Annotated in this window: 23 protein-coding genes and 1 riboswitch; of the genes, 12 read left to right on the forward strand and 11 right to left on the reverse strand. The window is 73.3% G+C overall.

The annotated features are described in order from the left end of the window. Window positions 1-4: 4 nt before the first annotated feature. The gene (locus tag KUM40_RS03610; RefSeq protein WP_217162724.1) at window positions 5-760 is read left to right on the forward strand and encodes an SDR family oxidoreductase; all 756 of its coding nucleotides are present in this window, start codon (window positions 5-7) and stop codon (window positions 758-760) included. Between the two features lie 83 nt (window positions 761-843). Here the strand turns inward: KUM40_RS03610 and amaP are convergent, their stop codons facing one another. The 5 genes from amaP to KUM40_RS03635 form a co-directional block, all read right to left on the reverse strand. Further along, a complete protein-coding gene (gene amaP / locus KUM40_RS03615; protein WP_217162726.1) occupies window positions 844-1,431 on the reverse strand; it encodes an alkaline shock response membrane anchor protein AmaP in 588 nt (195 codons plus the stop codon). Continuing rightward, complete coding sequence (locus KUM40_RS03620) at window positions 1,428-2,126, reverse strand: DUF6286 domain-containing protein (RefSeq protein ID WP_217162728.1); 699 nt, start codon at window positions 2,124-2,126, stop codon at window positions 1,428-1,430. Before KUM40_RS03620 ends, amaP begins: the two co-directional genes overlap by 4 nt. Continuing rightward, a complete protein-coding gene (locus KUM40_RS03625; RefSeq protein WP_217162730.1) occupies window positions 2,123-2,506 on the reverse strand; it encodes a hypothetical protein in 384 nt (127 codons plus the stop codon). The genes KUM40_RS03620 and KUM40_RS03625 overlap by 4 nt, the downstream gene beginning before the upstream one ends. Next, the gene (locus KUM40_RS03630; protein WP_217162732.1) at window positions 2,503-2,688 is read right to left on the reverse strand and encodes a hypothetical protein; all 186 of its coding nucleotides are present in this window, start codon (window positions 2,686-2,688) and stop codon (window positions 2,503-2,505) included. The genes KUM40_RS03625 and KUM40_RS03630 overlap by 4 nt, the downstream gene beginning before the upstream one ends. A 79-nt stretch (window positions 2,689-2,767) precedes the next feature. Continuing rightward, window positions 2,768-3,250, reverse strand: a complete 483-nt coding sequence (locus tag KUM40_RS03635) for an Asp23/Gls24 family envelope stress response protein (RefSeq protein WP_217162734.1) — start codon at window positions 3,248-3,250, stop codon at window positions 2,768-2,770. 87 nt (window positions 3,251-3,337) lie between these two features. Here KUM40_RS03635 and KUM40_RS03640 point away from each other — a divergent pair, with 87 nt between their 5' ends. Continuing rightward, complete coding sequence (locus KUM40_RS03640) at window positions 3,338-4,078, forward strand: nucleopolyhedrovirus P10 family protein (RefSeq protein WP_217162736.1); 741 nt, start codon at window positions 3,338-3,340, stop codon at window positions 4,076-4,078. A 596-nt stretch (window positions 4,079-4,674) separates the two neighbouring features. Here the strand turns inward: KUM40_RS03640 and KUM40_RS03645 are convergent. From KUM40_RS03645 to KUM40_RS03655, 3 genes are all read right to left on the reverse strand, one after another. After that, window positions 4,675-5,478 carry an enoyl-CoA hydratase/isomerase family protein gene (locus KUM40_RS03645; protein ID WP_217162739.1) on the reverse strand — a complete coding sequence of 268 codons (804 nt, stop codon included), beginning with the start codon at window positions 5,476-5,478 and terminating at the stop codon, window positions 4,675-4,677. 158 nt (window positions 5,479-5,636) lie between these two features. Continuing rightward, entirely contained in the window at window positions 5,637-5,858 is a 222-nt protein-coding gene (locus KUM40_RS03650; RefSeq protein ID WP_003976983.1) for a helix-turn-helix domain-containing protein, read from the reverse strand. A 335-nt stretch (window positions 5,859-6,193) separates the two neighbouring features. After that, complete coding sequence (locus KUM40_RS03655) at window positions 6,194-7,792, reverse strand: ABC-F family ATP-binding cassette domain-containing protein (RefSeq protein WP_217162741.1); 1,599 nt, start codon at window positions 7,790-7,792, stop codon at window positions 6,194-6,196. A 231-nt stretch (window positions 7,793-8,023) separates the two neighbouring features. Between KUM40_RS03655 and KUM40_RS03660 the strand changes: the two genes are divergently transcribed. Then, window positions 8,024-8,437, forward strand: a complete 414-nt coding sequence (locus KUM40_RS03660; RefSeq protein ID WP_217162743.1) for a VOC family protein — start codon at window positions 8,024-8,026, stop codon at window positions 8,435-8,437. 29 nt (window positions 8,438-8,466) lie between these two features. On the opposite strand, the gene KUM40_RS03665 is transcribed toward KUM40_RS03660, so the two are convergent. From KUM40_RS03665 to KUM40_RS03675, 3 genes are all read right to left on the reverse strand, one after another. Beyond that, a complete protein-coding gene (locus tag KUM40_RS03665) occupies window positions 8,467-9,882 on the reverse strand; it encodes a hypothetical protein (RefSeq protein WP_217162745.1) in 1,416 nt (471 codons plus the stop codon). Between the two features lie 204 nt (window positions 9,883-10,086). Next, window positions 10,087-11,214 carry a S9 family peptidase gene (locus KUM40_RS03670; RefSeq protein ID WP_217162747.1) on the reverse strand — a complete coding sequence of 376 codons (1,128 nt, stop codon included), beginning with the start codon at window positions 11,212-11,214 and terminating at the stop codon, window positions 10,087-10,089. Between the two features lie 270 nt (window positions 11,215-11,484). Further along, a complete protein-coding gene (locus KUM40_RS03675; RefSeq protein ID WP_308401055.1) occupies window positions 11,485-12,189 on the reverse strand; it encodes a class II aldolase/adducin family protein in 705 nt (234 codons plus the stop codon). Window positions 12,190-12,413: 224 nt separating this feature from the next. On the opposite strand from KUM40_RS03675, the gene KUM40_RS03680 reads away from it, so the two are divergent. From KUM40_RS03680 to cobI, 9 genes are all read left to right on the forward strand, one after another. Further along, window positions 12,414-13,712 (forward strand): inorganic phosphate transporter, encoded by a 1,299-nt coding sequence (locus KUM40_RS03680; protein ID WP_217162749.1) that lies wholly within the window; start codon window positions 12,414-12,416, stop codon window positions 13,710-13,712. A 34-nt stretch (window positions 13,713-13,746) separates the two neighbouring features. Next, on the forward strand, window positions 13,747-13,968 hold the full coding sequence (locus KUM40_RS03685; RefSeq protein WP_217162751.1) for a hypothetical protein: 222 nt from the start codon (window positions 13,747-13,749) through the stop codon (window positions 13,966-13,968). Between the two features lie 158 nt (window positions 13,969-14,126). Next, window positions 14,127-14,271: riboswitch (cobalamin riboswitch) on the forward strand. Between the two features lie 126 nt (window positions 14,272-14,397). Beyond that, on the forward strand, window positions 14,398-15,417 hold the full coding sequence (locus KUM40_RS03690; RefSeq protein ID WP_254394492.1) for a cobalamin biosynthesis protein: 1,020 nt from the start codon (window positions 14,398-14,400) through the stop codon (window positions 15,415-15,417). Continuing rightward, window positions 15,414-16,922, forward strand: a complete 1,509-nt coding sequence (locus KUM40_RS03695) for a cobyric acid synthase (RefSeq protein WP_217162753.1) — start codon at window positions 15,414-15,416, stop codon at window positions 16,920-16,922. The genes KUM40_RS03690 and KUM40_RS03695 overlap by 4 nt, the downstream gene beginning before the upstream one ends. After that, a complete protein-coding gene (gene cobN / locus KUM40_RS03700; protein ID WP_217162755.1) occupies window positions 16,919-20,569 on the forward strand; it encodes a cobaltochelatase subunit CobN in 3,651 nt (1,216 codons plus the stop codon). The genes KUM40_RS03695 and cobN overlap by 4 nt, the downstream gene beginning before the upstream one ends. Before the next feature lie 169 nt (window positions 20,570-20,738). After that, window positions 20,739-22,739 carry a putative cobaltochelatase gene (locus KUM40_RS03705; protein ID WP_217162757.1) on the forward strand — a complete coding sequence of 667 codons (2,001 nt, stop codon included), beginning with the start codon at window positions 20,739-20,741 and terminating at the stop codon, window positions 22,737-22,739. Next, the gene (gene cobO, locus KUM40_RS03710) at window positions 22,739-23,338 is read left to right on the forward strand and encodes a cob(I)yrinic acid a,c-diamide adenosyltransferase (protein WP_217162758.1); all 600 of its coding nucleotides are present in this window, start codon (window positions 22,739-22,741) and stop codon (window positions 23,336-23,338) included. The genes KUM40_RS03705 and cobO overlap by 1 nt, the downstream gene beginning before the upstream one ends. Further along, the gene (locus tag KUM40_RS03715) at window positions 23,335-24,777 is read left to right on the forward strand and encodes a cobyrinate a,c-diamide synthase (protein WP_374227336.1); all 1,443 of its coding nucleotides are present in this window, start codon (window positions 23,335-23,337) and stop codon (window positions 24,775-24,777) included. The genes cobO and KUM40_RS03715 overlap by 4 nt, the downstream gene beginning before the upstream one ends. Next, window positions 24,774-25,505, forward strand: coding sequence for a precorrin-2 C(20)-methyltransferase (gene cobI, locus KUM40_RS03720; protein ID WP_217162760.1), 732 nt, complete (start codon window positions 24,774-24,776; stop codon window positions 25,503-25,505). Before KUM40_RS03715 ends, cobI begins: the two co-directional genes overlap by 4 nt. Window positions 25,506-25,515: the final 10 nt, after the last annotated feature.

Here is a 25,515-nt window from a genome sequence, read left to right on the forward strand (position 1 = left end):
GCCCATGGATCTTGGACTGAAGGACCGCGTGTACGTCGTCACGGGAGCCACCCGGGGCCTGGGCAACGCCACCGCGCGGGAGCTGGTCGCCGACGGGGCGAAGGTGGTCGTCACGGGGCGGGACGAGAAGAGCGTCACGGACGCCGCGGCGGCGCTGGGCCCGGACGTGGTGGGCGTGGCCGCGGACAACGCCGACCCGGAGGCCGCCGGCCGGCTGATCGCGACCGCCCGTGAGCGCTTCGGCCGCTTCGACGGCGTACTGATCAGTGTGGGCGGGCCGCCGCCCGGGTTCGTCGCCGACACCACGGACGAGCAGTGGCAGTCGGCGTTCGAGTCGGTGTTCCTCGGCGCGGTGCGTCTTGCGCGGACGGCGGCGGCCGAGCTGGAGGAGGGCGGGGTCGTCGGCTTCGTGCTGTCGGGCTCGGTGCACGAGCCGATCCCGGGCCTGACCATCTCCAACGGGCTGCGGCCCGGACTGGCCGGCTTCGCCAAGTCCCTCGCCGACGAGCTGGGCCCGCGCGGCATCCGCGTCGTCGGCCTGCTGCCGGGCCGCGTCGACACCGACCGGGTGCGCGAGCTGGACGGGCGGTCCGCCGACCCGGAGGCGACCAGGACGGCCGTCGAGTCGCGCATCCCGCTGCGCCGCTACGGCACCCCGGAGGAGTTCGGCCGCACGGCCGCGTTCCTGCTGTCCCCCGCCGCGTCGTACGTCACGGGCGTGATGCTTCCGGTGGACGGCGGCGGGCGGCACGGGTTCTAGGGCAGGCACGGGTTCTGGGGCACGGGTTCCAAAGGCACGGGTTCCAGGGCGGTCTCGGGTCCGCGCGCCGCCCGGGGTCCGTGTCAACTGACCCGTTCGGCGCGGTGCTTGACGCCCTGGAGGTGGACCTCCGCCGGGAGGGACGAGAGGTTCGCCGATTCCCGGGCGTGGGTCAGGGCCTGGGTGGTGAAATCGTGCAGGGCGGTGCCGGGGTCCACATGAGGGGCCAGGATCAGCCGGACGCGGGCCGCCGGGGCGTCGCGGCGGCCGGTGAGCCGGGCGCCCGCCCACTCGACCCCGTCCACCCGGTCCGCCTCCTGCGCGAGGACCGTCTCCAGGGCCCGGCCGCGCAGCGAGGCTCCCTCGCCGTCCCCGGTGTCGACGAGCACCTCGGTGAGCCGACGGCGGCGCACCACCGCGACCAGCCACCACAGGGCGAGCAGCAACAGGACGGCTAGGGCGGCGATGACGACCGGCCACCACCAGCCGGCGTCCCGCCACCGGGTCCGCTCGGCGTTGCTGAGCAGCACGTCGTGCGGCCCCTGGTGGACCCACCAGGAGGGCGCGGGGGCGTCGAAGCCCACGGCGAGCACCGCGCCGCCGACGGCGAGCAGGATCAGGCCCGCCAGTCCGACCAGCACCCTGTTCACGGTCCTGAGCACCGCGCTCACCCCTTCCGTCCGGGTCGTGCCACCCGCAGGGACACGGCGGGCGGCCGGGCGAGACCGAGCCCGCGCACCGCGTCGTCGAGCGCACCGTCCACCTCGGCCCGTACGTCGTCCAGTTCCCGGAAGTGCGACAGCGCGCGCACGCGGGCCTTCCGGCGGCGCATCCGCACCCGCGCCGACTGCACCCCGGAGACCTCCATGGCGCGGTCGCGCAGCACCTCGGCGGCGGCGTTCCGGTGCAGTCCGGCGCGTACGTCCGGGCGGGTGCGCCGCATCGGCAGCAGTCGGCGCAGACCGGGGGTGAGGGCCAGCACCACCAGCCAGAGCCCGAGCGCTGCGGCGACTCCCGCGCCGACCAGGGCCCACGTGTCGTCGACGGGCCGGTCGGCGAGCTGCCGGGCCAGGTCGCGGCGCCAGCCGAGGGCGGACCGGCCGGCCCGCACGGCGGCGATGTCGTAGAGGAAGATCCCCGCGAGGAGCAGGAGCAGCAGCGCGACGATGCCGGCCGGGACGCGGCGCGCGGACCAGAAGCGGCCGGCCCGTCCGCTTTCGGACGCACCGGTGGTGTCGGCGGTGTCGGTGGTGCCGGGTGCGCGCTTGTCCAACGACGGAGTCCTGCCCGGCTCCGTGCCGGGTTCCACGACCGGCAGGCGCTGGGTGCTGCCCTCTCCGGTCCCGAAGCCCTGGGGCTCGCTCATCGCGTCCTCCCGTGCCTCGCGCCGTACTCCGCCGCCAGGTGCAGCCGCTCCACCTGGACGACGACCTCCGGCACCGACATGCCCACCAACGCCCGTACCCGCTGGACGACTTGGTGACGCACCTGACCGCAGCGGGAGCCGATATCGCACGGGTAGCCGAGTTCTAGATGGACCCGGACGTGAGCGGTGTCGTGGTGGACGTCCACCGTGGCGTACGGGCGCGCAGCGTCCGGGTGGAGCGGGCCGACGGCCTCGAGCGCCGCCCGCGCGGCGACCTTGGCGACGACCCGGTCGGCGATCCGGGTGGCGCCGCGCTCGCCCGGCGCCACGACGGCCATGGGTCCGAGGAGCTCACCGGCCCCACCGCTCACGCCGGTCACCGCCGCCGGTCGTCGCGGGTACGGAAGAAGTCACCGAGGTCCATGTCCCCCTCCAGGAAGCGGCCGACGACGAACCCGACCGCCCCCAGGGCCGCCACCAGCAGGAAGGCGCCGAACCCGCCGAAATACCCGGCGAAGCCCAGTGCCATGCCGGCGATCATGCCGATCACGGCCATGCTCATGGTGCGCTCCCCTCATTCACCGTTCAGTCCTCTTCCCGCAGTCCTCTTCTCGCGGTCCACTTCCCGGTCGCCGTCCGGGTCACTTGATCCGGGGCTCCGGCTCCTCGTCCTCCTCGTCGGGCAGCTTCACGTCGCTCACCGCGATGTTGACCTCGACGACCTCCAGGCCGGTCATCCGCTCCACCGCCGCCACCACGTTCTCCCGCACGTCCCGGGCGACGTCCGCGATCGACACGCCGTACTCGACGACGATCTCCAGGTCGAGGGCGGTCTGCTTCTCACCCACCTCGGCCTTCACTCCGCGCGACACCCCGGACTTGGTGCCGCCGGGCACCCGGTCGCGCACGGCGCCGAAGGTGCGCGACATCCCGCTGCCCATGGCGTGCACACCGGCGACGTCGCGTGCCGCCATTCCGGTGATCTTCTCCACGACGCCGTCGGCGATCGTGGTGCGTCCACGGGTGCCGGGGTCGCCGCCGCCGCGTCGAATCGTCTGTCCCTTGGCCGTCCCGGGGGTCTCGATCGTGTCCTGCCCGGTCCGGTGGCTCTCCATGTCGCTCATCGCCGTACGTCCCTTCCGGTCGTAGTCCTGTAACCACGTTAGGTCGGGTTGCGGGCCCGCGCGCCACGGATGCGGCAGGCTGGAGGAATGACGACGGCGGACCGGTGGACGCGCGCGGTGCGGGAGCAGTTGGGTCTCGGCAGGCTGCTGCCGCTGGGCGGTCCGCGAGACGGCGCGTGGATCGCCGAACGTGCGGCGCGGGAGGTGCTGCTGGCCGCGGCGCGGGGCGTGTCGGGTGTCCGGCCCGGCGACCTGCGGGTCGGGCTCGCGGACCCGGAGGTCACGCACGAACCCGCGGTACCGCCTCCTCCGGGCGCGCTGCCGCCGGGGCCGCTGCGGGTGACGGCCGACTTCGCGGCGACGGCCGGGCTCGCCGCGGAGCCGCTGCCTGCGACGGCCGCACGTCTGCGTGCCGCGCTGGCGGACGCGGCGGCCGAGCGGCTCGGTCTCGCGGTGCCGGACGTGGACCTGCGGGTGACCGGCCTGCTGGACGCGGCCCCGAGCACCGCCCCCGGCCGGGACCCGCGACCGCCGGACCCGGATGCCGGGCAGGGGCCGGGGCACGCCGACGCGGACGCGGGGCGCATCGCGGGGGTCGCGCTGGCGGTGCCTGGTGTGGCGCGGCTGACGGGCGTCCTGGGCCGTCCGGTCCATGTGACGGAGCCGCTGCAGCGGGAGCGGGCCCTGCCGCGCCGCCATGTCCGGGTCGAGCTGGCGGTGGACGCGGACCACCGGGCCGTCGAGGTGGCCCGGCAGGTCCGCGCAGCGGTGTCCGAGGTCCTGCCGGACCGCCCGTCGGTGGCGGTGGTGGTGACTGCGGTCGACTGAACGGGCCGGGGACGCAGCAGTCCGCCCCCGGCCCGGCAGACCGACACGACGGTACGCACCTGTGCCCCACCCTCCGGGGACGCGGGCCCGTATGCCGTCGCCAATGAAGCCGTGGACGGCGTCGGCATCGGCGCAACGGGCGAGCCGCAGCACCTCCGCCACCGGCACCGCAGCGCCGACGCCCAGGCGTCACACCGGCCCCGGGACCCGGCATCCGGACCGGGCTCGTCGGCCGGTGCACCGGAAGCCACGGCCCCCGTCCACACCGGCCACGGCACCCGCCCGGGCATCGCACCAGCCCCGGAACGCGACATCCGGACCAAGCCTCCCCGGCCGACGCGCCCGAAGCCAAGACCCACCCTCCACACCGGCCACGGCACCCGCCCGGGCATCGCACCAGCCCCGGAACGCGACATCCGGGCCACGGCTCGTCGGCCGACGCGCCCGAAGCCAAGGCCCGCCGTCCACACCGGCCGCGGCACCCGCGCGGCGTCGCATCGGGCCCGGGGCGCGGTGTTCGGGCCGGGCTCGTCGGTTGGCGTGTCGGGAGGCGAGGGGCGCTGTCCGCGTCGGTCGCGGTGCCGGGCGGGGCCGGGCTACTCGCCGAGGCCGGCCAGGTCTCGCAGCCTGCGGCCCTGCGCGGCGCGTTCGGCGGCGCGCTGGGCCTCGTAGTCGCGGTTCTGGGCGCCCTGGAGCAGCGCCTTGGTCTCGACGACCGCGTCGCGCGGTGCGGCCAGGATCGCGGACACCAGGTCGTGCACGGTGCCGTCGAGCTGGTCCGCGGGCACGGCGACGTTGGCCAGGCCGGTGTTCACGGCCTCCTCGGCCGTGACGAAGCGCCCGGTCGCGCAGATCTCCAGCGCGCGGGCGTATCCGATCAGCGACACCAGGGGATGGGTGCCCGTCAGGTCCGGTACGAGGCCCAGGCTGGTCTCACGCATGGCGAACTGCACGTCGTCCGCGACGACCCGCAGGTCACAGGCGAGGGCTAGCTGGAAGCCCGCCCCGATGGCATGCCCCTGCACGGCCGCGACCGACACGAGGTCGCCGCGACGCCACCAGGTGAACGCGTCCTGGTACTCGGCGATGGTCGCGTCCAGCTCGGCGTCGCCGCCCCGCGCGAGGTCGATGAACGACGGTTCGCCGTCGAAGCCCTCGGGCGTGAACGCCTGCCGGTCGAGCCCGGCCGAGAAGGACCTGCCCTCGGCCCGCAGCACCACGACCCTGACGGAGCCGGGCAGCAGCCGGCCGGCCTCGGCGAGCGCCCGCCACAGAGCGGGGCTCTGCGCGTTGCGCTTGGCGGGGTTGGTCAGCGTCACCGTGGCGATCGCGTCGTCGACGGTGAGCCGCACGCCGTCCTGGTCGAGTGCGGGACCGGGGTCGTGGGCGGGCGAAGCCATGGGGCGCCTCCGAAAGGTGCGGTCGTCGTCCCCGCCGCGCGCCGGATGGTGCGCCGTGCGACGGCAGGGCTAAGTGACTGCACAGTAACCACCCGGACGGTCGGACGACCGACCGGGTGGCCACCGTCACTTTCGGAGCCGAGGGGCCGCCCGGGACATCAGGCCGATGTGGCCTTTTTGCCCCGGGTAGCCCCGCCACGCCCTCGGAGCGTGACGCCCGACTCGCTGAGCATGCGGTGCACAAAGCCATACGAGCGGCCGGTTTCCTCGGCCAACGCCCGGATGCTCGCACCGGCGTCGTACTTCTTCTTCAGGTCTGCCGCGAGCTTGTCGCGCGCGGCGCCGGTAACCCGGCTGCCCTTCTTCAGAGTCTCGGCCACCCGTGCCTCCTCATGGGAAGTGCGCTCTGGTCTCCTCATGATCACCCCTCCAGGCCCTCATGGCCACCCATTCGGCAAGGTCGATGAGACAAGGTTGTGACGACAGGAGCGCGTCCCCACATACGGAATCCGCGATTCCAGAGAATCTCGGCCGTACCGCCGAACGGGTTTCTCCACGAAATTCCAGGTCAGAAAGGCGTCACGGCCGGGACCCCCGGCAATGGGGGCCCGGCCGCGAAATCGATGTAGGACACACCTCTTGATGAGGAGATCTCACACAGATGGTGGATCACGGATCGGCCGAATGATCCATCACCAGTGGATCATCCATTCGATCAAGCGAGAGCGACGAGATCCGCGTAGTCGGCGCCCCACAGGTCCTCGACGCCGTCCGGAAGCAGAATGATCCGTTCCGGCTGGAGCGCCTCGACGGCGCCCTCGTCGTGGGTGACCAGGACGACGGCGCCCTTGTAGGTGCGCAGCGCGCCGAGGATCTCCTCACGGCTGGCCGGGTCGAGGTTGTTGGTGGGCTCGTCCAGGAGCAGCACGTTCGCCGAGGACACCACGAGGATGGCCAGCGCGAGGCGGGTCTTCTCGCCGCCGGACAGGACACCGGCGGGCTTGTCGACGTCGTCGCCGGGGAACAGGAACGAGCCCAGGGTCTTGCGGACCTCTACGAGGTCGAGGTCGGGGTTGGCCGAGCGCATGTTCTCCAGGACGGTGCGCTCGGGGTCGAGGGTCTCGTGCTCCTGCGCGTAGTAGCCGAGCTTGAGACCGTGCCCCTCGATGACCTCGCCGGTGTCGGGTTTCTCGGCGCCGCCGAGGAGGCGGAGCAGGGTCGTCTTGCCCGCGCCGTTGAGGCCGAGGATGACGACGCGCGAGCCCTTGTCGATGGCCAGGTCGACGTCGGTGAAGATCTCCAGCGATCCGTACGACTTCGACAGCCCCTCGGCCATGAGCGGGGTCTTGCCGCACGGGGAGGGCTCGGGGAAGCGCAGCTTGGCGACCTTGTCGGACTTCCGCTCGGCCTCCAGGCCGGCCAGCAGCTTGTCCGCCCGGCGGGCCATGTTCTGCGCGGCGACGGTCTTGGTGGCCTTGGCGCGCATCTTGTCGGCCTGCGAATGCAGCGCGGACGCCTTCTTCTCCGCGTTCTGCCGCTCCCGCTTGCGGCGCTTCTCGTCGGCCTCGCGCTGCTGCTGGTAGAGCCTCCAGCCCATGTTGTAGACATCGATCTGGGAGCGGTTGGCGTCCAGGTAGAACACCTTGTTGACGACCGTCTCGACCAGGTCGGCGTCGTGGGAGATCACGATGAAGCCGCCGCGGTAGGTCCTCAGGTAGTCGCGCAGCCAGACGATCGAGTCGGCGTCGAGGTGGTTGGTCGGCTCGTCGAGCAGCAGGGTGTCCGCGTCCGAGAACAGGATCCGGGCCAGCTCGATGCGGCGGCGCTGACCGCCGGAGAGCGTGTGCAGGGGCTGGCCGAGCACCCGGTCGGGCAGGTTGAGCGCGGCGGCGATGGTGGCGGCCTCGGCCTCGGCGGAGTAGCCGCCCTTGGTGAGGAACTCGGTCTCCTGGCGCTCGTACTGCCTGAGCGCCTTCTCACGGGTGGAGCCCTGACCGTTGGCGATGCGCTGCTCGTTCTCCCGCATCTTGCGGATCAGGGTGTCCAGGCCGCGGGCGGACAGGATGCGGTCGCGGGCGAGCACGTCGAGGTCGCCGGTGCGCGGGTCCTGCGGGAGGTAGCCGACCTCGCCGGAGCGGGTGACGGCACCGCCGGCGGGCTGGCCCTCACCGGCGAGGACCTTGGTGAGGGTGGTCTTGCCTGCGCCGTTGCGGCCGACCAGGCCGATGCGGTCGCCCTTGGCGACGCGGAAGGTGGCGCTTTCGATGAGAACGCGGGCACCGGCGCGCAGCTCGATGCCGGAGGCGGAGATCACGGTCAGACTCCTGGGGCGGGTGGGAGGCGGGATGGGCGGCTGTGGAGGTTCCCGCCGTCTAGTGCACGAGGAGAATGGCCATGGGGCCAGTCTAACGGCGCCGTGCAACCGCTTTTCCTCCCGTGTTCGGGAACGCGGATCGCGAGCGTTGTCAGTGGCCGGTGCAAGACTGGACAAACAGGTCCATCGACCACCGACCATCGACCACCGGCTCACAAGGGAGTGATCGGCATGGCAGGCAACGACGACGGACGCCCGAGCGTCTACCCGACGCTGCGGTACGCGGACGCCAAGGCGGCGATCCGGCAGCTCACCCAGGCCTTCGGCTTCACCGAACTCGCGGTGTACGAGGGCGAGGACGGCTCGGTGGCCCACGCCGAGCTGGCCCAGGGCAATGGCGCGGTCATGCTCGGCTCGCAGGGCACGGGCGGCCGCTTCGACGAGGCGATGAAGGACGGGAGCACGACCGGGGTGTACGTCGTGGTGGCGGACGTCGACGCCCATCACCGGCGGGCCGTCGAACACGGCGCGGAGATCCTGATGCCCCCGACGGACCAGGACTACGGCTCGCGGGACTACATGGCCCGTGACCTGGAGGGCAACATCTGGAGCTTCGGGACGTACGCGCCGGAGGTGCGCGGGTAGTCTCCGGCGGCCACCGGTCACCGGTCCGGTCAGCTACCCCCCGTGTGGACCTGGAAGGCCGCCCTGCGGACCGCCCTGGCCAGGGCGGGGTCGGGGTGTGCGGCGGCGAGGGCGACCAGGACCTGCACGGTGCGGGGGTGGCCGACGGCGCGGACCTCGTCGAGCAGGGCCGGGACGGTGGGCTGTACCGCCGATTCCAGGTGCCGCACGAGCAGCGGGGCCTCCCCGTGGTCGGCGACGGCGGCGGCGGTGTCGACCCACAGCCAGGTGGCCTCCCGGCGGGTGAGCACCTCATGGGCGTCCTCCGGGTCGGCGCCGTCGTGCTCGGCGAGCCACAGCAGGGCGTACGGCCGCAGCGTCGGCTCGTCGACCACGCCGCTGACGTCGGGCTCGGCGGGGGCGCCGACGACGCGCAGGGCTTCGAAGGCGAGGCCGCGCAGCAGGGCGTCCTCGCCGCGGGCGGCGGCGAGCAGCTCGGCGACGGCGCTGCCGACGGGGCGGGCGGCGAGCCAGGCGCGGTATTCGGCGCGGGCGGCGTTGGGACGGAGCTGGGCGCAGCCGCGGAGCATGCCCTCGGCCGACTGCTCGATGTTGCCGGCGGGGCTCTGTGCCGCGACGCAGATCTGCTCCAGCTTGACCCAGACCGCCCAGCTACCCAGCGGGGTGAGCGTGGCGTGGCCGTCGCCGCAAGTGAGGGCGCCGACGGAGGCGAGGGCGTGCAGAGCCCATTCGAGGAGGGGGGCGAGGGGGGTGTCGGCGGTCACCTCCGGGGGCGGCGGAGCCTGCGGGGTGCCGGGCTCGAGCCGGGGGCCGTAGGGCACCTCGCAGCGCTCGGTGCGCAGTTCGGTGACGCGCTGCTCCAGCAGGTCCAGAAGCTGCGCCACGGGGACGGGTCCGGCGGAGAGCTGGAGGAAGGAGAGCACCTGGGGCATCGCGGAGACGACCTCGGCGACGACCGCGTGCTCCTCGGCGGGTTCAGGGTGGGCGAGCGACCAGGCGTCGAAGAGGGCGACCCAGCCGCGCAGCACGGCGCTGTCGTCGCGGTTCCAGGCGCGCAGCCGCCAGCCGGGGCGGGCGGTGTCGCCGTGCACCTCGACCAGTCCGGCGAGGCGCGCGGTGTCCCAGTCGGCGCGGACCTTGGCACCGGTCAGGCCCAGTTCGCGGGCCGCGTGGTCGGCGGTCGCGTCGGACAGGGTGGCCTTGCCGTCGGCGGTCGCGCTGCCCCGGCCGGGGCCGAGTGCGGAGTCGGCCCAGCGGGCGACACGGGCAGCGTCGGCCAGGCCGGAGCGTGCCATTCCGGCCAGCTCCGACCGGGCCGGTGTGCCTTCCGGGGGGCGCGGCGCGGCGCGGCGCGGACGCCGTTGATTCATCGCTGGGGGGGCGGCGGCCAGGGGTCGCGGGCGGACGAGTCGAAGCCTGGAGTCGCGCGGAATACGGGACGTCACGGGTGCAGTCTTCCGGTTGACGGTCCGAAAACCCAAACGGAATGCCCCGGCGGCCCTCCGAGACGGCGAACGCGGGGTCCGGACGCGCTGTCGGGGCACCGGAACCGGCCAGTGGTACGGCGCTAAACGGAACCTGGGGACGCGCGGTGGAGCGGTGGATGGAACGGGGGATGGAACGGGGGCGCGCCGGGGTCGCTCCGGGAGTCACACCAAGGGGGTCATGAAGCGGCGCAGGGTCTCTTCGTAGTCCGCGGGATCGGCGTTCCACATGGCGCCGTGCGGGGCGTCCTGGACGGTGTGGAGAGCGACCAGGCGCGGGTGGGTGTCGGCGAGGCGGCGGGACAGGCGCCAGGGGGCCACCGCGTCGCCGGGGCCGTGGAAGATCAGGGTGGGGACCGCCGGGCGGTGCAGGCCCGCCGTGCCCACGTCCCGGTCGGCGTGCAGCCCGGCGCGGCCCTGCGCGGCACGGACGGCGAGCGGCAGGAACATGCCCGGGGTGCGGCGGGCGGCGGCGAGGGCGCGCAGGGTGGTCTCCCAACTGAGGACCGGGGAGTCCAGGACGAGGCCCGCGATGCGCTCGCGCACGCCAGAGAGCGCGGCGGCGCGCAGGGCCATGGTGGCGCCGGTGGACCAGCCGAGCAGGACCACCTGGCGGGCGCCGTGGTCGACGGCGTAGCGGACGGCCGCGTCCACGTCGCGCCATTCGGTCTCGCCGAAGTGGTGCAGGCCGTCGGGCGAGGGCGGTGCGCCGACGTCGCCGCGGTAGGCGAGGGCGAGTACCGGGACGTTCCGACCGTGCAGGGGGGCGATCAGGTTCAGGGCGTGTTCGCGGGTGGCGGCCAGGCCGTGCACGGCGATGATCCAGGTCGGCCGGGCGCCGGGCAGGAACCAGGCCGGGAGGGGGCCGAGTTCGCCGGGGACCTCGACGTCCGTGAACTCGAGGTCGAGGGCGGTCCCCGGGTTTCCCACGTACAGGTTCGGGGTGAACCACGCCCGGTCACCGGCGTCGAGGGTGCCGTGCGTGACACGTTCGAGGCGGCGTACGACGGTGTCGGCGCCGTGCTGGGCGCTGTCGAGGACCGGGCCGACGACCGCGTGGGAGCCGTCGCCTGCGAGCCCGTACCGGCCGGGGCGCAGCGCGGCCAGATCCCGGGTGAGGGTGATCTGCCCGGCGGCGGTGCCGTGCACGGTGAGGCGGGGTTCGGTCGGCAGGGGCCGGCCGGGGGGCGCCTTGAGCGCGGCGTCGCTGGCGAGCCGACCGGCGGCGACGCTCGCCGCACCGGCCGCGAGAGCTGCGGTGACGGCGGCTGCCGTTGCTGTGACAGTGCGCATGGGGCCAGTCTCCTGGTGGAGTCCTCGGGCGGCCAGTGGGCGGGTGACAGGGGGTGACGACGCCCCGCCGAGGGCGCCTGCCGGGAACGCCCGCCGGGCCGTGAGCCATGGGTCGCTCTCGCTGCCGGTACCCCCGAACCCGCCGGGTACGCGCTCCGCCGACCGCGGGCGGCCGCCGGGGGCCACCGCAAGTACGGGTCGTGCCTCGCGTGTTGCCCGGGTCATGCGTCGCGTGTTGCCCGGGGGCCGTGCCTTCGCGTGTTGCCCGGGTCAGGACCCGTCCCGTTCGTCGGTCCGCTGCCCGTATCCGCGGAGCCGTTCCGTCACCTCCGCAAGTTGGGTCTCCGTCAGGAGCGACGGGGACCGGCCCGGCACGGAGGAGGCCGTCAGCCACAGGCGGCACATCCACTCCAACTGGGCGGTGCGGTCGTAGGCCTGGTCGAGGGAGGTGCCGTAGGTGACCGTGCCGTGGTTCTGGAGCAGGCAGCCGGTGCGGCCGGTGAGGGCGTCGAGCATGGCACGGGCGAGTTCGTCGCTGCCGTAGGCCGCGTACGGGGCGACCCGGACGGGGCCGCCGAGCGCGGCGGTCATGTAGTGGACCGGCGGGAGTTCGGGGACGAGCAGCGAGACCGCCGTCGCGTGCACGGCGTGGGTGTGGACGACGGCCCGGGCGCCGGTGTCGGCGCGGTACACGGCGAGGTGCATGGGCAGTTCGCTGGTGGGGACCAGCGTGCCGAGCACCTGCCGTCCGTCGAGGTCCACGCCGGTCATGTCGTCCGGGGCCAGTCGGTCGTAGGGCACCCCCGACGGGGTGACCAGGACCGTGTCGCCGACGCGCACCGAGACGTTGCCGGAGGTGCCGACCACCAGCCCGTCCGCGACCGTCCGCCGGGCCGTCGCGACGAGTTCCTCCCAGGCCGTCGCGGCCCGTTCCCCTGCCGCTCCGCCCACCCGTCCGACCCGCGATCGCGTCACAGTCACCGTCTCCTCACGGGCACCTCCGCGCCCCTCACGTCCCGCCGCCGCACGGCCTCGCGGCGATCCTGCCAGGGACGTCTCCGGAGAGCACCGGACCGGGCACGCAGAGGGAGCCGCCGACACCGGTTCCGGTCACCGTGAAGCCCTGCTCAGTTCATCTTCCGTTCACTCTGGTTACCTAGGTTCGTCCAGCCAATGACCTCGAACGATTGCCTGGGTAAATGGAAAGCTTCTCGCTGATCCTCGCGATTGTGGTGGTAACCGCACTCGCGTTTGATTTCACGAACGGTTTCCACGACACCGCGAACGCGATGGCAACGACCATTTCGACCGGTGCGCTCAAGCCCAAGGTGGCGGTGGCGATGTCCGCCGTCCTCAACCTTGTAGGCGCCTTCCTCTCGGTGGAGGTCGCCAACACGATCTCCAAGGGTCTCGTCGACGAGACCGGCATCCGTCCCGAGGTCATCTTCGCCGCCCTGGTCGGCGCGATCCTCTGGAACCTCATGACCTGGCTGGTCGGGCTCCCGTCCAGCTCCTCGCACGCCCTGATGGGCGGTCTGATCGGTGCCGCCGTCGCCTCGGCGGGCATCGGCGCGGTCAACGGTGACGTGCTCGTCACCAAGGTGCTCCTCCCGGCGATCGCCGCCCCGATCGTGGCCGGTCTCGCGGCGATGCTCGCGTCCCGGATGACGTACTCGCTGGGCCGCAAGGCCGACGGCAAGGCCGCCAAGAAGGGCTACCGCGCCGGGCAGATCGCCTCCGCCGGTCTGGTCTCGCTGGCCCACGGCACCAACGACGCGCAGAAGACGATGGGCATCATCACCCTCGCCCTGATCGCCGGCGGCTCGCTCGCCCCCGACTCCGACCCGCCGGTGTGGGTCATCCTGGGCGCGGGCCTGGCCATCGCGCTCGGCACCTACCTCGGCGGCTGGCGCATCATCCGCACCATGGGCAAGGGGCTGACCGACCTCCAGCCGCAGCAGGGCTTCGCCGCCCAGACCAGTGCCGCCACGGTCATTCTGGCCTCCTCCCACCTCGGCTTCTCCCTGTCCACCACGCACTCGGTCTCCGGCGCGGTGATGGGCGCGGGCCTCGGCCGCAAGGGCGGCGTGGTCCGCTGGTCCACGGCCACCCGGATGTTCGTCGCCTGGGGTCTGACGCTGCCGGCTGCCGCCCTGGTCGCGGCGCTCGCCGAGTGGGTGTGCCGCCTCGGCGACTGGGGCACGGCCCTCGTCGCGGTCTTCCTGATCGCGTCCAGCTTCGCGATCTGGCGGATCTCCCGCCGCGAGGTCGTCGACCACACCCACGTCGTCGGCGCCGACCCCGACACCGACGCCGAGGGGGCCGGGCAGTCCGAGCCGGCCGGTGTGGTCACCACGGCGATGGCCGCCGTATCGCCGCCCCCCGTGGGCGTGACCGAGGACGTGAGCGAGGGCGTGACCGAGGACCTGGCGGCCACCGTCCCGGCCCCGGCCACCACCCCCGACCCCAAGGCCCCGTCGGCCGCCACCACCGTCTGAACCCGCGCACCGGGTACGAAGAAAGCGAACCTCCATGAGCATCGACTGGGCAGCACTCGGCTCCGTCTTCGGCATCAGCCTCGTGGTCACGGTGGCCCTGGTGGGCCTGTTCACCCTCGGCATCGTCGGCCTCTCCCGTCAGGAGCGGGCCGTCGCCCAGGGCGGCTCCGCGGGCCTCGCGGTCACCGGCGCGTACGCGTGCTTCGCGGCCTGCGCGGCGGCCGTGGCGTACGGGATCTACCTGATCGTCGCCTGATCCACCTGATCGTCGTCGCCTGACCACCGCGCACCCGTGAGGCGGGGCGCCGGACGGACTCGAACCGTCCCGCGCCCCGCCTTCGCGTGTGCCGGCGCATACCACCCGTGTGTGGGCCTTCGCACACTCCCCCGTCGCAGGTCAACGCCAGGTTGACGGGTGTTCGCGGGCCGTGGTGGACTTCCGAGGCCATCTACGGCGGCAGGAGAGGAAGCCCGGTGCGAATCCGGCGCGGTCCCGCCACTGTGACCGGGGAACAGGACCCTCGGGAGCCAGGAACTCTCACCGCCGGACTCTTCGAACCAGGGCGTGGACACCCTGAGTGAGGACATGACGCGATGCCCGGCTGCCGATCGACGTTGAGTACCAGGTACTTCCCTGGCGTCCCTGACTTCCCTGGCGTCCCTGACCGTGTGACCGGCTGAGCCCATGCGTGCCGGACGCGTCTTCGCGTACGGCGCCGCCGCCGGCCTTCTCGGCGACCTCCTTCTCGGCGATCCGCGCCGCGGACACCCGGTCGCCGTGTTCGGCCGTGCCGCCGGTGCCGTGGAACGGGTGCTGTGGCGGGACCACCGGGGGTGGGGCGCGCTGCACACCGTCGTGTGCGCCGGTGGCGCCGCCGCCCTCGGCTCGGCCGCCGCGCAGGCCGTACGCCGCTCCCCCGCCGCCTCCGTCGCGCTGACCGGCGCGGCCACCTGGGCCGTGGTGGGCGGCACTTCGCTGGCCCGCGAGGCGGGTGCCATCGGGCGGGCCCTGGAGGCGGGCGACGTCGAGGCGGCGCGGGCGCGGCTGCCGCACCTGTGCGGGCGGGACCCGCAGGCACTGGACGCCGACGGGATCGCGCGGGCCGTCGTGGAGTCCGTCGCCGAGAACACCTCGGACGCGGTCGTGGGCGCCCTGGTGTGGGGCGCCGCCGGCGGGGTGCCGGGGCTGCTCGGCTTCCGGGCCGTCAACACGCTGGACGCCATGGTCGGCCACAAGTCCCCCAAGTACCGCCGCTACGGCTGGGCCTCGGCCCGCCTCGACGACCTCGCGGGCTGGCCGGGCGCCCGCCTGACCGCCGTCCTGACCATCGTCGCCGGCGGCGATCCGCGGGGCGCGGCACGAGCCTGGCGCGCGGACGCGCCACGGCACCCGAGCCCCAACGCCGGGCCCGTGGAGGCCTCGTTCGCGGGCGCCCTGGGCGTGCGGCTCGGCGGGACGCTGTCCTACGGCGGGCGCGTCGAGCACCGGCCCGTCCTCAACGGGGCGGCGGGACGCGCGGTCCGGGCCGGTTGCGGCGACATCGACCGGGCGGTACGCCTCTCCCGGCGCGTGGGCTGGCTGGCGCTGGGCGTGTGCGCGGGCGCGCGGCTGCTCGTGCGCGGGGCCGCCGGGAAGCGCCTGGCTGCCGGGACGCACCTGGCCGTCAGGAAGCACCTGGCCGTCGGGAAAGGACGTACGTCATGAACGGTGGCCTCCTCGTCGCCGGCACCACCTCCGACGCCGGCAAGAGCGTCGTCACCGCCGGGATCTGCCGCTGGCTGGTGCGCCAGGGCGTCAAGGTCGCGCCCTTCAAGGCGCAGAACATGTCGCTCAACTCCTTCGTGACCCGCGAGGGCGCCGAGATCGGCCGGGCGCAGGCCATGCAGGCCCAGGCCTGCCGCGTGGAGCCGACCGCGCACATGAACCCGGTGCTGCTCAAGCCCGGCGGGGAGCGCAGCAGCCAGGTCGTGCTGCTCGGCAGGCCGGTCGGCGAGATGAGCGCGCGCGGCTACCACGGCGGGCGCCAGGAGCGGTTGCTCGGCACGGTGCTCGACTCCCTGGCCGAGCTGCGCGGCACGTACGACGCGGTGATCTGCGAGGGAGCGGGCAGTCCCGCCGAGATCAACCTGCGCCGCACCGACATCGTGAACATGGGGATCGCCCGGGGCGCCCGGCTCCCCGTCCTGGTCGTCGGCGACATCGACCGCGGGGGCGTCTTCGCCTCCTTCTTCGGCACGGTGGCGCTGCTGGCGCCCGAGGACCAGGCGCTGGTCGCCGGGTTCCTCGTCAACAAGTTCCGTGGCGACGCAACCCTGCTGGAGCCGGGGCTGGACATGCTGCACGGCCTCACCGGACGGCGGACGTACGGCGTCCTGCCCTTCCAGCACGGTCTCGGCATCGACGAGGAGGACGGGCTGCGCGTCTCCCTGCGGGGGACGGTGCGGGAGTCGGCCGTCGCCCCGCCGGTCGGCGAGGACGTGCTGCGGGTCGCCGTCTGCGCCGTCCCGCTGATGTCCAACTTCACGGACGTGGACGCGCTGGCCGCCGAACCGGGCGTCGTGGTGCGGTTCGTGGACCGGCCCGAGGAGCTGGCCGACGCCGACCTGGTGATCGTGCCGGGGACGCGCGGGACGGTACGGGCGCTGGAGTGGCTCCGGGAGCGGCGGCTCGCGGACGCGATCGCCCGCAGGGTGGCCGAGGACCGGCCCGTGCTCGGGATCTGCGGCGGTTTCCAGCTTCTCGGCGAGCACATCGAGGACGAGGTGGAGTCGCGCGCCGGGCACGTGGACGGGCTCGGGCTGCTGCCCGTGCGGGTGCGGTTCGCCCGCGAGAAGACCCTCACGCGCCCGGTGGGCGAGGCCCTCGGCGAACGCGTCGAGGGGTACGAGATCCACCACGGGGTCGCCGAAATCCATGCGGGGGAAGCCTTCTTGGACGGCTGCCGGGTCGGCCGGACCTGGGGCACGCACTGGCACGGTTCGCTGGAGTCGGACGGCTTCCGGCGGGCGTTCCTGCGCGAGGTGGCCGCCGCCGCGGGCCGCCGCTTCGTGCCGGCGCCCGACACCTCCTTCGCCGCGCTGCGCGAGGAGCAGCTCGACCGGCTCGGCGACCTGATCGAACACCACGCGGACACCGACGCGCTGTGGCGGCTCATCGAGTCCGGCGCGCCACAAGGACTGCCCTTCATTCCACCGGGAGCGCCCGCATGAGCACAGTGTTGTTGTTGTCGACCGCCGACACGGATCTGCTGGCGGCCCGTGCGTCTCGGGCCGCCTACCGGATCGGCAACCCGACCCGGGTCGACGTGACGCAGGAACTGCCGGGGCTGGTCGAGGGCGCGGACCTCGCCGTCGTGCGCCTGCTCGGCGGCAAGCGCGCCTGGGAGGACGGGCTGGCCGCGCTGAAGGCGTCCGGAATCCCCACCGTGCTGCTCGGCGGCGAGAGCGTGCCGGACGCGGAGCTGATGGCCGAGTCGTCGGTGCCGGCCGGGGTGGTGGCCGAGGCCCTGCGCTATCTCGTCGAGGGCGGCCACGACAACCTCACCCAGCTCGCCCGGTTCCTGTCGGACACGGTGCTGCTGACCGGCGAGGGCTTCGACGAGCCGCGGAAGATGCCGGAGTACGGCGTCCACGGCGAGCGGACGATCGTGGGGGGCCGCCCGACGGTCGGCGTGCTCTTCTACCGCGCCCACCAGCTCAGCGGCAACACCGCCTTCGTCGACACGCTGTGCGACGCGATCGAGGCGCGCGGCGCCAACGCGCTGCCCGTGTACTGCGGTTCGCTGCGCGGCGCGGACCCCGGGCTGTACGAGCTGCTGGGCCGGGCCGACGCCCTGGTCGCCACCGTCCTCGCGGCCGGCGGCACGCACGCCTCGCAGGCGTCGGCGGGCGGCGACGAGGAGGCCTGGGACATCGGGACGCTGGCCGACCTGAACATCCCGGTGCTGCAAGGTCTCTGCCTGACCTCCTCCCGGGCCGCCTGGGAGGCCTCCGCCGCCGCGCTCTCCCCCATGGACGCGGCGATGCAGGTGGCCATCCCGGAGTTCGACGGACGGCTGATCACGGTGCCGTTCTCCTTCAAGGAGCAGGGGCCGGACGACGTGCCGGTGTACGTCGCCGACCCCGGGCGGGCCGGCCGCGTCGCCGGGATCGCCGTGCGGCACGCGGCGCTCGGGCACAAGGCGAACGCCGACAAGAAGCTCGCGCTGGTCTTCACGGCGTATCCGACCAAGCACTCCCGGGTCGGCAACGCGGTCGGCCTCGACACCCCGGCGTCCGCGATCCGCGTCCTGGACGCGCTGCGGGACGCGGGGTACTCCCTCACCGAGTACCCGTCCGGCGGCGACGAGTTGATCCACCGGCTCATCGAGGCCGGCGGTCACGACGTGGAGTGGCTGACGGAGGACCAACTGGCCGCCGCGCCCGCGCGGGTGCCGCTGGCCGACTACCGGGCGTGGTTCGAGAAGCTGGACCCGGAACTGCGCGACGGCATGCGGGAGGCGTGGGGCGAGCCGCCGGGTTCGCTGTACGTGGACGGGGACGACATCGTGCTCGCGTCGCTCCAGTTCGGGAACGTCGTGGTCATGATCCAGCCGCCGCGCGGCTTCGGCGAGAACCCGATCGCGATCTACCACGACCCGGACATGCCGCCGTCGCACCACTACATGGCCGCGTACCGCTGGCTGGAGAACAGTTTCGGCGTCGACGCGATCGTGCACATGGGCAAGCACGGCACGATGGAGTGGCTGCCGGGCAAGGGCCTCGGACTGAGCGGCGGCTGCGCGCCCGACGCCGTACTGGGCGACCTGCCGCTGATCTACCCGTTCATCGTCAACGACCCGGGCGAGGGCACCCAGGCCAAGCGGCGCGGGCACGCCACGGTGGTCGACCACCTCGTCCCGCCGATGGCGCGCGCCGACACCTACGGCGACCTGGCCAAGCTGGAGCAGTTGCTCGACGAGTACGCGCTCGTCTCCGACCTGGACCCGACTAAGGTGCCGGCCGTCCGCGCGCAGATCTGGACTCTGGTCAAGGCGGCCGAGCTGCATCACGACCTGCACGTGGACGACCAGCCGGACGACGAGGCGTTCGACGAGTTCGTCATGCACATCGACGGCTATCTGTGCGAGATCAAGGACGTGCAGATCCGCGACGGCCTGCACATCCTGGGCGGCGGCCCGGTCGGCGAGCCGCGCGTCAACCTGGTGCTTGCGGTGCTGCGCGCCTCGCAGGTGTGGGGCGGACAGGCGAACGCGCTGCCGGGGCTGCGGGCCTCGTTTGCGGAGCACTTCGGGCTGGTGGAGAAGGAGTTGCTGGCCGAGCCGGGCGCCCCGGTGAAGGTGCCGGTGGAGCTGACGGAGCTGGTGGACGGTCCGGCGCGGTCGGCGGCCGACGCGGTCGACCTGCTGGAGCAGCTCTGCCGGCGGGTCGCGGAGGGGATGGAGGCGCGGGACTGGGACCGGGCGGCCGTACCGGGCCTGGCACGGGAGGTGCTGGGCGCCGAACTGCCCGCCGCGGTCGCGGTGCTGGAGTTCGCCTGCGCGGAGGTCGTGCCGCGGCTCGCCCGTACGACGGACGAGATCGGGCACATCCTGCGGGCGCTGGACGGGGGTTACGTTCCGGCGGGACCGTCGGGTTCGCCCACGCGCGGGCTGGTCAACGTGCTTCCGACCGGGCGGAACTTCTACTCCGTCGACCCCAAGGCGATTCCGTCCCGGCTGAGCTGGGAGGTCGGGCAGTCGCTGGCGGAGTCGCTGGTGCAGCGGTATCTGCAGGACACGGGTGAGTACCCGAAGTCCGTCGGCCTCACGGTGTGGGGTACGTCGGCGATGCGCACCCAGGGTGACGACATCGCGGAGATCCTCGCGCTGCTGGGCTGCCGTCCGGTGTGGGACGACGCGTCGCGCCGGGTGACGGGCTTCGAGGTGGTGCCGGTGGCGGAGCTGGGCCGGCCGCGCGTCGACGTCACGGTGCGCATCTCGGGCTTCTTCCGGGACGCGTTCCCGCACGTGGTGGGGCTGATCGACGACGCGGTACGGGCGGTGGCGGAGCTGGACGAGCCCGCCGAGTCCAACTACGTGCGGGCGCATGTGGAGGAGGACGCGGCGGAACACGGCGACCGGCGCCGGGCGACCTCCCGCATCTTCGGCTCCAAGCCGGGCGCGTACGGCGCCGGTCTGCTGCCGCTGATCGACGCCCGCAACTGGCGCAGCGACGCGGACCTCGCCGAGGTGTACGCGGTGTGGGGCGGTTACGCCTACGGGCGCGGGCTCGACGGACGGGCGGCGCGCGGCGACATGGAGACGGCGTTCCGGCGGATCGCGGTGGCGGCGAAGAACGTCGATACGCGTGAGCACGACCTCGTCGACGCCGACGACTACTTCCAGTACCACGGCGGCATGGTGGCGATGGTGCGCCATCTGACGGGTGAGAGCCCGGAGGCGTACGTGGGTGACTCCGCCACGCCGGACCAGGTGAAGACGCGCACCTTGGGCGAGGAGACGCACCGGGTCTTCCGCGCGCGGGTCGTCAATCCACGGTGGATGGCGGCCATGCGGCGGCACGGCTACAAGGGTGCCTTCGAGATGGCGGCCACCGTGGACTACCTCTTCGGGTACGACGCCACGGCCGGGGTCGTGGACGACTGGATGTACGAGAAGCTCAGCGTCGAGTACGTCTTCGACGCGGAGAACAGGGACTTCATGAAGAAGTCCAACCCGTGGGCCTTGCGCGGCATCACGGAAAGACTACTGGAGGCGTCCGACCGCGGCCTGTGGGCTGAGCCGGACCAGGAAACCCTGGACCGGCTCCGGGCGACCTACCTCGAGCTTGAGGGAGATCTGGAGGGAGACGCGTGATCTCCCTGGAAATCCCCGCGAGTGCGGGGAGCACACCAGCACACCGCCTACCGCTGGCGACACGGCAGGACCATCCCCGCGTCGGCGGGGAGCATGCCTCGACCATGACGGCTCTGTGGCCCCGCCGCGAGTGGTCTTGGCACGATTCCCTCGAAGGAGTGATCACCGCGTGAGCACGCCCTATCCCTTCACCGCCCTGGTCGGACAGGAAGACCTCCGCCTGGCCCTGCTTCTGAATGCGGTCAGCCCGGCCGTCGGCGGTGTGCTGGTTCGTGGTGAGAAGGGCACCGCGAAAAGCACGGCCGTGCGGGCGCTGTCGGCGCTGATGCCGGAGGTGGACGTCGTCTCCGGGTGCCGCTTCTCCTGTGCCCCCGACTCCCCCGACCCGGGCTGCCCGGACGGCCCGCACGAGCCGGGTGCGTTCGCCTCGCGCCCGGCTCGCATGGTCGAGCTGCCCGTCGGCGCCTCCGAGGACCGGCTGGTGGGCGCGCTGGACATCGAGCGGGCGCTGGCGGAGGGCGTGAAGGCCTTCGAGCCGGGGCTGCTGGCCGACGCACACCGCGGGATCCTGTACGTCGACGAGGTCAACCTGCTCCACGACCACCTCGTGGACCTGCTGTTGGACGCCGCCGCGATGGGTGCCTCCTACGTCGAGCGTGAGGGCGTGTCCGTGCGGCACGCCTCGAAGTTCCTGCTTGTCGGGACCATGAATCCGGAAGAGGGGGAACTGAGGCCACAACTGCTCGACCGGTTCGGGCTCACCGTCGAGGTCGCCGCCTCGCGCGAGGCCGACCAGCGGGTCGAGGTCGTGCGGCGCCGACTGGCCTACGACGACGATCCGGGCGGTTTCGCCGCGCGCTGGGCCGACGAGGAGGCCGCCGTACGGGCGCGGATCGTGGCGGCGCGAGAGCTGCTGCCGTCGGTGCGCCTGGGCGACGGGGCGCTGCGGCAGATCGCGGCGACGTGCGCGGCCTTCGAGGTGGACGGCATGCGGGCCGACATCGTCATGGCGCGCACGGCGACCGCGCTGGCGGCCTGGGCCGGGCGGACGGACGTGCTCGCGGAGGATGTGCGGCAGGCCGCGTTGCTCGCGCTGCCCCACCGGCGGCGGCGCAATCCGTTCGACGCCCCGGGGCTGGACGAGGACAAGCTGGACGAGACGCTGGAGGAGTTCAGCGGGCAGAACGGGGATGAGGGCGAGGACGATCCGGACCCGGGTCCCGGCGGCGGTCCCGGTGGGCAGCCCGAGCCCGATGACGCGCCCCAGGGCGACACCGCCGCGCGGCCCGAGGCCGGGGAGGGCGGCGAACCCCAACCTTCCGGCGGTACCGGCGAGCGGTCTCCCGCGCGCGCTGCTGAGCCGTTCCGGACCAAAGTGCTCAGCGTGCCCGGGCTTGGACAGGGAGCTGCCGGACGTCGTTCGCGGGCGCGGGCCGAGCAGGGGCGGACCACGGGCGACCGGCGTCCGCGAGGTGCGCTGACGAAGCTGCATCTGGCGGCCACCGTGCGGGCTGCGGCGCCGCACCAGCGGACGCGGGGGCGCCGCGGGCCCGGGCTCGTGGTGCGCCGGGACGATCTGAGGCAAGCGGTGCGTGAAGGTCGCGAATCCAACCTCGTGCTTTTCGTCGTCGACGCCTCCGGGTCGATGGCCGCGCGGCAGCGGATGAGCGCGGTGAAGGGCGCCGTGCTGTCGCTCCTGCTGGACGCCTATCAGCGGCGGGACAAGGTGGGGCTGGTGACCTTCCGGGGTTCGGCCGCTGATGTGGCGCTGCCGCCGACGTCCTCGGTGGACGCGGCCGCCGCCCGGCTGGAGTCGTTGCCGACCGGTGGCCGTACGCCGCTCGCGGCCGGGCTGCTGCGCGCCCACGAGGTGTTGCGTGTAGAGCGGTTGCGGGATCCGGCTCGTCGGCCGCTGCTGGTCGTCGTGACGGACGGCCGGGCAACGGGCGGTCCTGAGCCGGTGGCGCTGTCGGGGCGTGCGGCGCGGCTGTTCGCGGCCGAGGGGGTCGCCTCGGTGGTCGTGGACTGCGAGTCGGGGCCGGTGCGGCTGGGGCTCGCCGGGCAGCTCGCCGGTGAGCTGGGCGGTACGGCGGTGACGCTGGACGAGTTGCGGGCGGACTCGATCGCCGGTCTGGTCAAGGACGTTCAGGGCAGCAGGAGGGCCGCGTAATGCCGAAGGGGCAGCCGAGTGTCGTACCGGACGACGGTTTGACCACCCGGCAGCGGCGCAACCGGCCGCTGGTCGTGGTGCACACGGGCGTCGGGAAGGGCAAGTCCACCGCCGCGTTCGGGCTGGCGCTGCGCGCCTGGAACCAGGGGTGGCCGATCGGGGTGTTCCAGTTCGTCAAGTCGGCCAAGTGGAAGGTCGGCGAGGAGAACGCGCTGCGGGTGCTCGGTGCCAGTGATGAGGGCGGCAGCGTCGACTGGCACAAGATGGGCGAGGGCTGGTCCTGGGTTCAGCGCGACGCGCAGATGGACAACGAGGAGAAGGCCCGGGAGGGCTGGGAGCAGGTCAAGCGGGACCTGGCCGCCGAGACGTACAAGCTTTACGTGCTGGACGAGTTCGCGTATCCGATGCACTGGGGGTGGGTCGACACCGACGAGGTGGTGTCGGTGCTGCGTGAGCGGCCCGGGACCCAGCATGTCGTGATCACCGGGCGGAACGCGCCCGACACCCTCGTGGGGTTCGCCGATCTCGTCACCGACATGTCCAAGGTCAAGCACCCGATGGATGCCGGTCAGAAGGGGCAGAGGGGCATCGAGTGGTGACCCCTTCCGTCCCCAGGCTGGTCGTCGCCGCGCCCTCATCGGGCAGCGGCAAGACCACCGTCGCCACGGGGTTGATGGCCGCGCTGGCGGGGCGCGGGTTCGCCGTGTCGCCGCACAAGGTCGGGCCCGACTACATCGATCCCGGGTACCACGCGCTCGCCACCGGGCGGGTGGGCCGCAACCTCGACGCGTACCTGTGCGGGCCCGAGCTGGTCGGGCCGCTGTTCCTGCACGGGGCGCGCGGGTGCGACATCGCCGTGGTCGAGGGCGTGATGGGGCTGTACGACGGTGCCGCGGGCGAAGGTGAACTGGCGTCCACCGCCCAGGTCGCCAAGCTGCTGCGGGCGCCGGTCGTGCTGGTCGTGGACGCGTCGTCGCAGTCGCGGTCGGTGGCGGCGCTGGTGCACGGGTTCGTGAGCTGGGACCCGGAGGTGCGGGTCGGGGGCGTGATCCTGAACAAGGTCGCCTCGGACCGGCACGAGGTGCTGCTGCGGGAGGCGTTGGACTCCGTCGGGGTGCCGGTGCTGGGGGTGTTGCGGCGGGCGCCACAGGCCGATGTGCCGTCCCGGCACCTTGGGCTGGTTCCTGTTGCCGAGCGGGGCTCGCGGGCGGTGGAGGCGGTTGCGGCGATGGCCGCGCAGGTGGCCGACGGGTGTGATCTGGAGGCGTTGGTCGGGCTGGCGCGGGGGGCGGGGGCGCTTGGTTGTGCGGCTTGGGATGCGGGTGAGGTTCTTGGTTCTTCGCCCCCGCCGCCCCTTCCCGTCCCGTCCCTGGGGGCTGCGCCCCCAGACCCCCCTGTCGGCCTGCGGCCTCGTCCTCAAGCGCCGGACGGGCTGAAGAAGCAGGTTGCCTTGGCCGGTGGGGCTGCGTTCACCTTCTCCTATGCCGAGCACTCCGAACTGCTCGCCGCTGCCGGGGCCGAGGTCGTCGTCTTTGATCCGTTGCGGGACGAGGAGCTGCCCGAGGGGACGGGCGGGCTGGTCCTCGGTGGGGGGTTTCCCGAGGTGTACGCCGCTGAGTTGTCGGCCAACGACGGGCTGCGGAAGTCCGTCGCCGAGCTGGTGGTGAGCGGTGCTCCCGTCGCGGCCGAATGTGCCGGGCTGCTGTATCTGTGCCGGGAGCTGGACGGGTTGCCGATGTGCGGGGTGCTGGACGCGTCCGCTCGGATGTCGCAGCGGCTGACCCTGGGTTACCGGGACGCCGTGGCCGTGTCCGACAGTGCGCTGGCCGTGGCGGGTACGCGGATGCGGGGGCACGAGTTCCACCGGACGGTCGTGGAGCCGGGGGCCGGGGCGGCGCCGGCCTGGGGTGTGCGGGCGCCCGAGCGGCGCGTCGAGGGATTTGTGGAGCGCGGTGTGCACGCGAGCTATCTGCACACGCACTGGGCGTCCGAGCCCGGTGTCGCCCGTCGGTTCGTGGAGAGGTGCCGGACGTCATGAGCAGCAGGCTGATCGGGGTGGGGGTCGGGCCCGGGGATCCCGAGCTGGTGACCGTCAAGGGTGTGAACGCGCTGCGGGCCGCCGATGTCGTCGTCGTACCCGTGATGGACACTGGCGAGCGCGGGCGGGCCGAGGCGACCGTGCTGCACTACGTGGGCGCCGAGAGGGTCGTACGGGTCGTGTTCGCGTTGAACGAGCGCACCGACCGGGCGCGGCGCGAGGCGGCCTGGGACGCGGCCGGGGAGCGGGTTGCCGGGCTGCTGCGGGAGTACCCGAGCGTTGCCTTCGCGACCATCGGGGATCCAAACGTGTACTCGACCTTCACCTACCTCGCGCAGACCGTGGGCGCGCTCGTGCCGGGCACCGTCGTGGAGACCGTGCCGGGGATCACCGCCATGCAGGATCTCGCGGCGCGGTCGGGGGCCGTACTGACCGAGGGCACCGAGCCGTTGACGCTGGTGCCGGTGACCGCGGGGGCCGCCGTGCTCAAGGAGGCGTTGCACGGGCCCGGCACGGTCGTCGCCTACAAGTTCGGCCGGCAGGCGGCGGAGGTGGCCGAGGCGCTGCGGGAGAGCGGGCGGCTGGACGACGCGGTGTGGGGGTCGGCGCTGGGGCTGCCGGAGGAATCCGTACGGGCGGCGGACGAGCTGGACGGGGCGCCGCTGCCCTATCTGTCGACGCTCATCGCGCCCGCCCGGCGCGAGGGCGGGCGGGGCGGCAAGCTGTGAGCGGCCGTGG

The sequence above is a fragment of the Streptomyces sp. AC512_CC834 genome (assembly GCF_019049325.1).
In the GTDB taxonomy this organism is placed as follows: Bacteria; Actinomycetota; Actinomycetes; order Streptomycetales; family Streptomycetaceae; genus Streptomyces.

Bases quoted from the DNA above. Each gene is read 5' to 3' on its own strand.
- cobO (WP_217162758.1), top strand. From the start codon at position 22,739: ATGCCGAAGGGGCAGCCGAGTGTCGTACCGGACGACGGTTTGACCACC.
- KUM40_RS03620 (WP_217162728.1), bottom strand. From the start codon at position 2,126: ATGAGCGAGCCCCAGGGCTTCGGGACCGGAGAGGGCAGCACCCAGCGC.
- cobI (WP_217162760.1), top strand. From the start codon at position 24,774: ATGAGCAGCAGGCTGATCGGGGTGGGGGTCGGGCCCGGGGATCCCGAG.
- KUM40_RS03695 (WP_217162753.1), top strand. From the start codon at position 15,414: ATGAACGGTGGCCTCCTCGTCGCCGGCACCACCTCCGACGCCGGCAAG.
- KUM40_RS03685 (WP_217162751.1), top strand. From the start codon at position 13,747: ATGAGCATCGACTGGGCAGCACTCGGCTCCGTCTTCGGCATCAGCCTC.
- KUM40_RS03635 (WP_217162734.1), bottom strand. From the start codon at position 3,250: ATGAGCGACATGGAGAGCCACCGGACCGGGCAGGACACGATCGAGACC.
- KUM40_RS03645 (WP_217162739.1), bottom strand. From the start codon at position 5,478: ATGGCTTCGCCCGCCCACGACCCCGGTCCCGCACTCGACCAGGACGGC.
- KUM40_RS03690 (WP_254394492.1), top strand. From the start codon at position 14,398: ATGCGTGCCGGACGCGTCTTCGCGTACGGCGCCGCCGCCGGCCTTCTC.
- KUM40_RS03670 (WP_217162747.1), bottom strand. From the start codon at position 11,214: ATGCGCACTGTCACAGCAACGGCAGCCGCCGTCACCGCAGCTCTCGCG.
- KUM40_RS03630 (WP_217162732.1), bottom strand. From the start codon at position 2,688: ATGAGCATGGCCGTGATCGGCATGATCGCCGGCATGGCACTGGGCTTC.
- KUM40_RS03660 (WP_217162743.1), top strand. From the start codon at position 8,024: ATGGCAGGCAACGACGACGGACGCCCGAGCGTCTACCCGACGCTGCGG.
- KUM40_RS03610 (WP_217162724.1), top strand. From the start codon at position 5: ATGGATCTTGGACTGAAGGACCGCGTGTACGTCGTCACGGGAGCCACC.
- KUM40_RS03640 (WP_217162736.1), top strand. From the start codon at position 3,338: ATGACGACGGCGGACCGGTGGACGCGCGCGGTGCGGGAGCAGTTGGGT.
- KUM40_RS03680 (WP_217162749.1), top strand. From the start codon at position 12,414: ATGGAAAGCTTCTCGCTGATCCTCGCGATTGTGGTGGTAACCGCACTC.
- cobN (WP_217162755.1), top strand. From the start codon at position 16,919: ATGAGCACAGTGTTGTTGTTGTCGACCGCCGACACGGATCTGCTGGCG.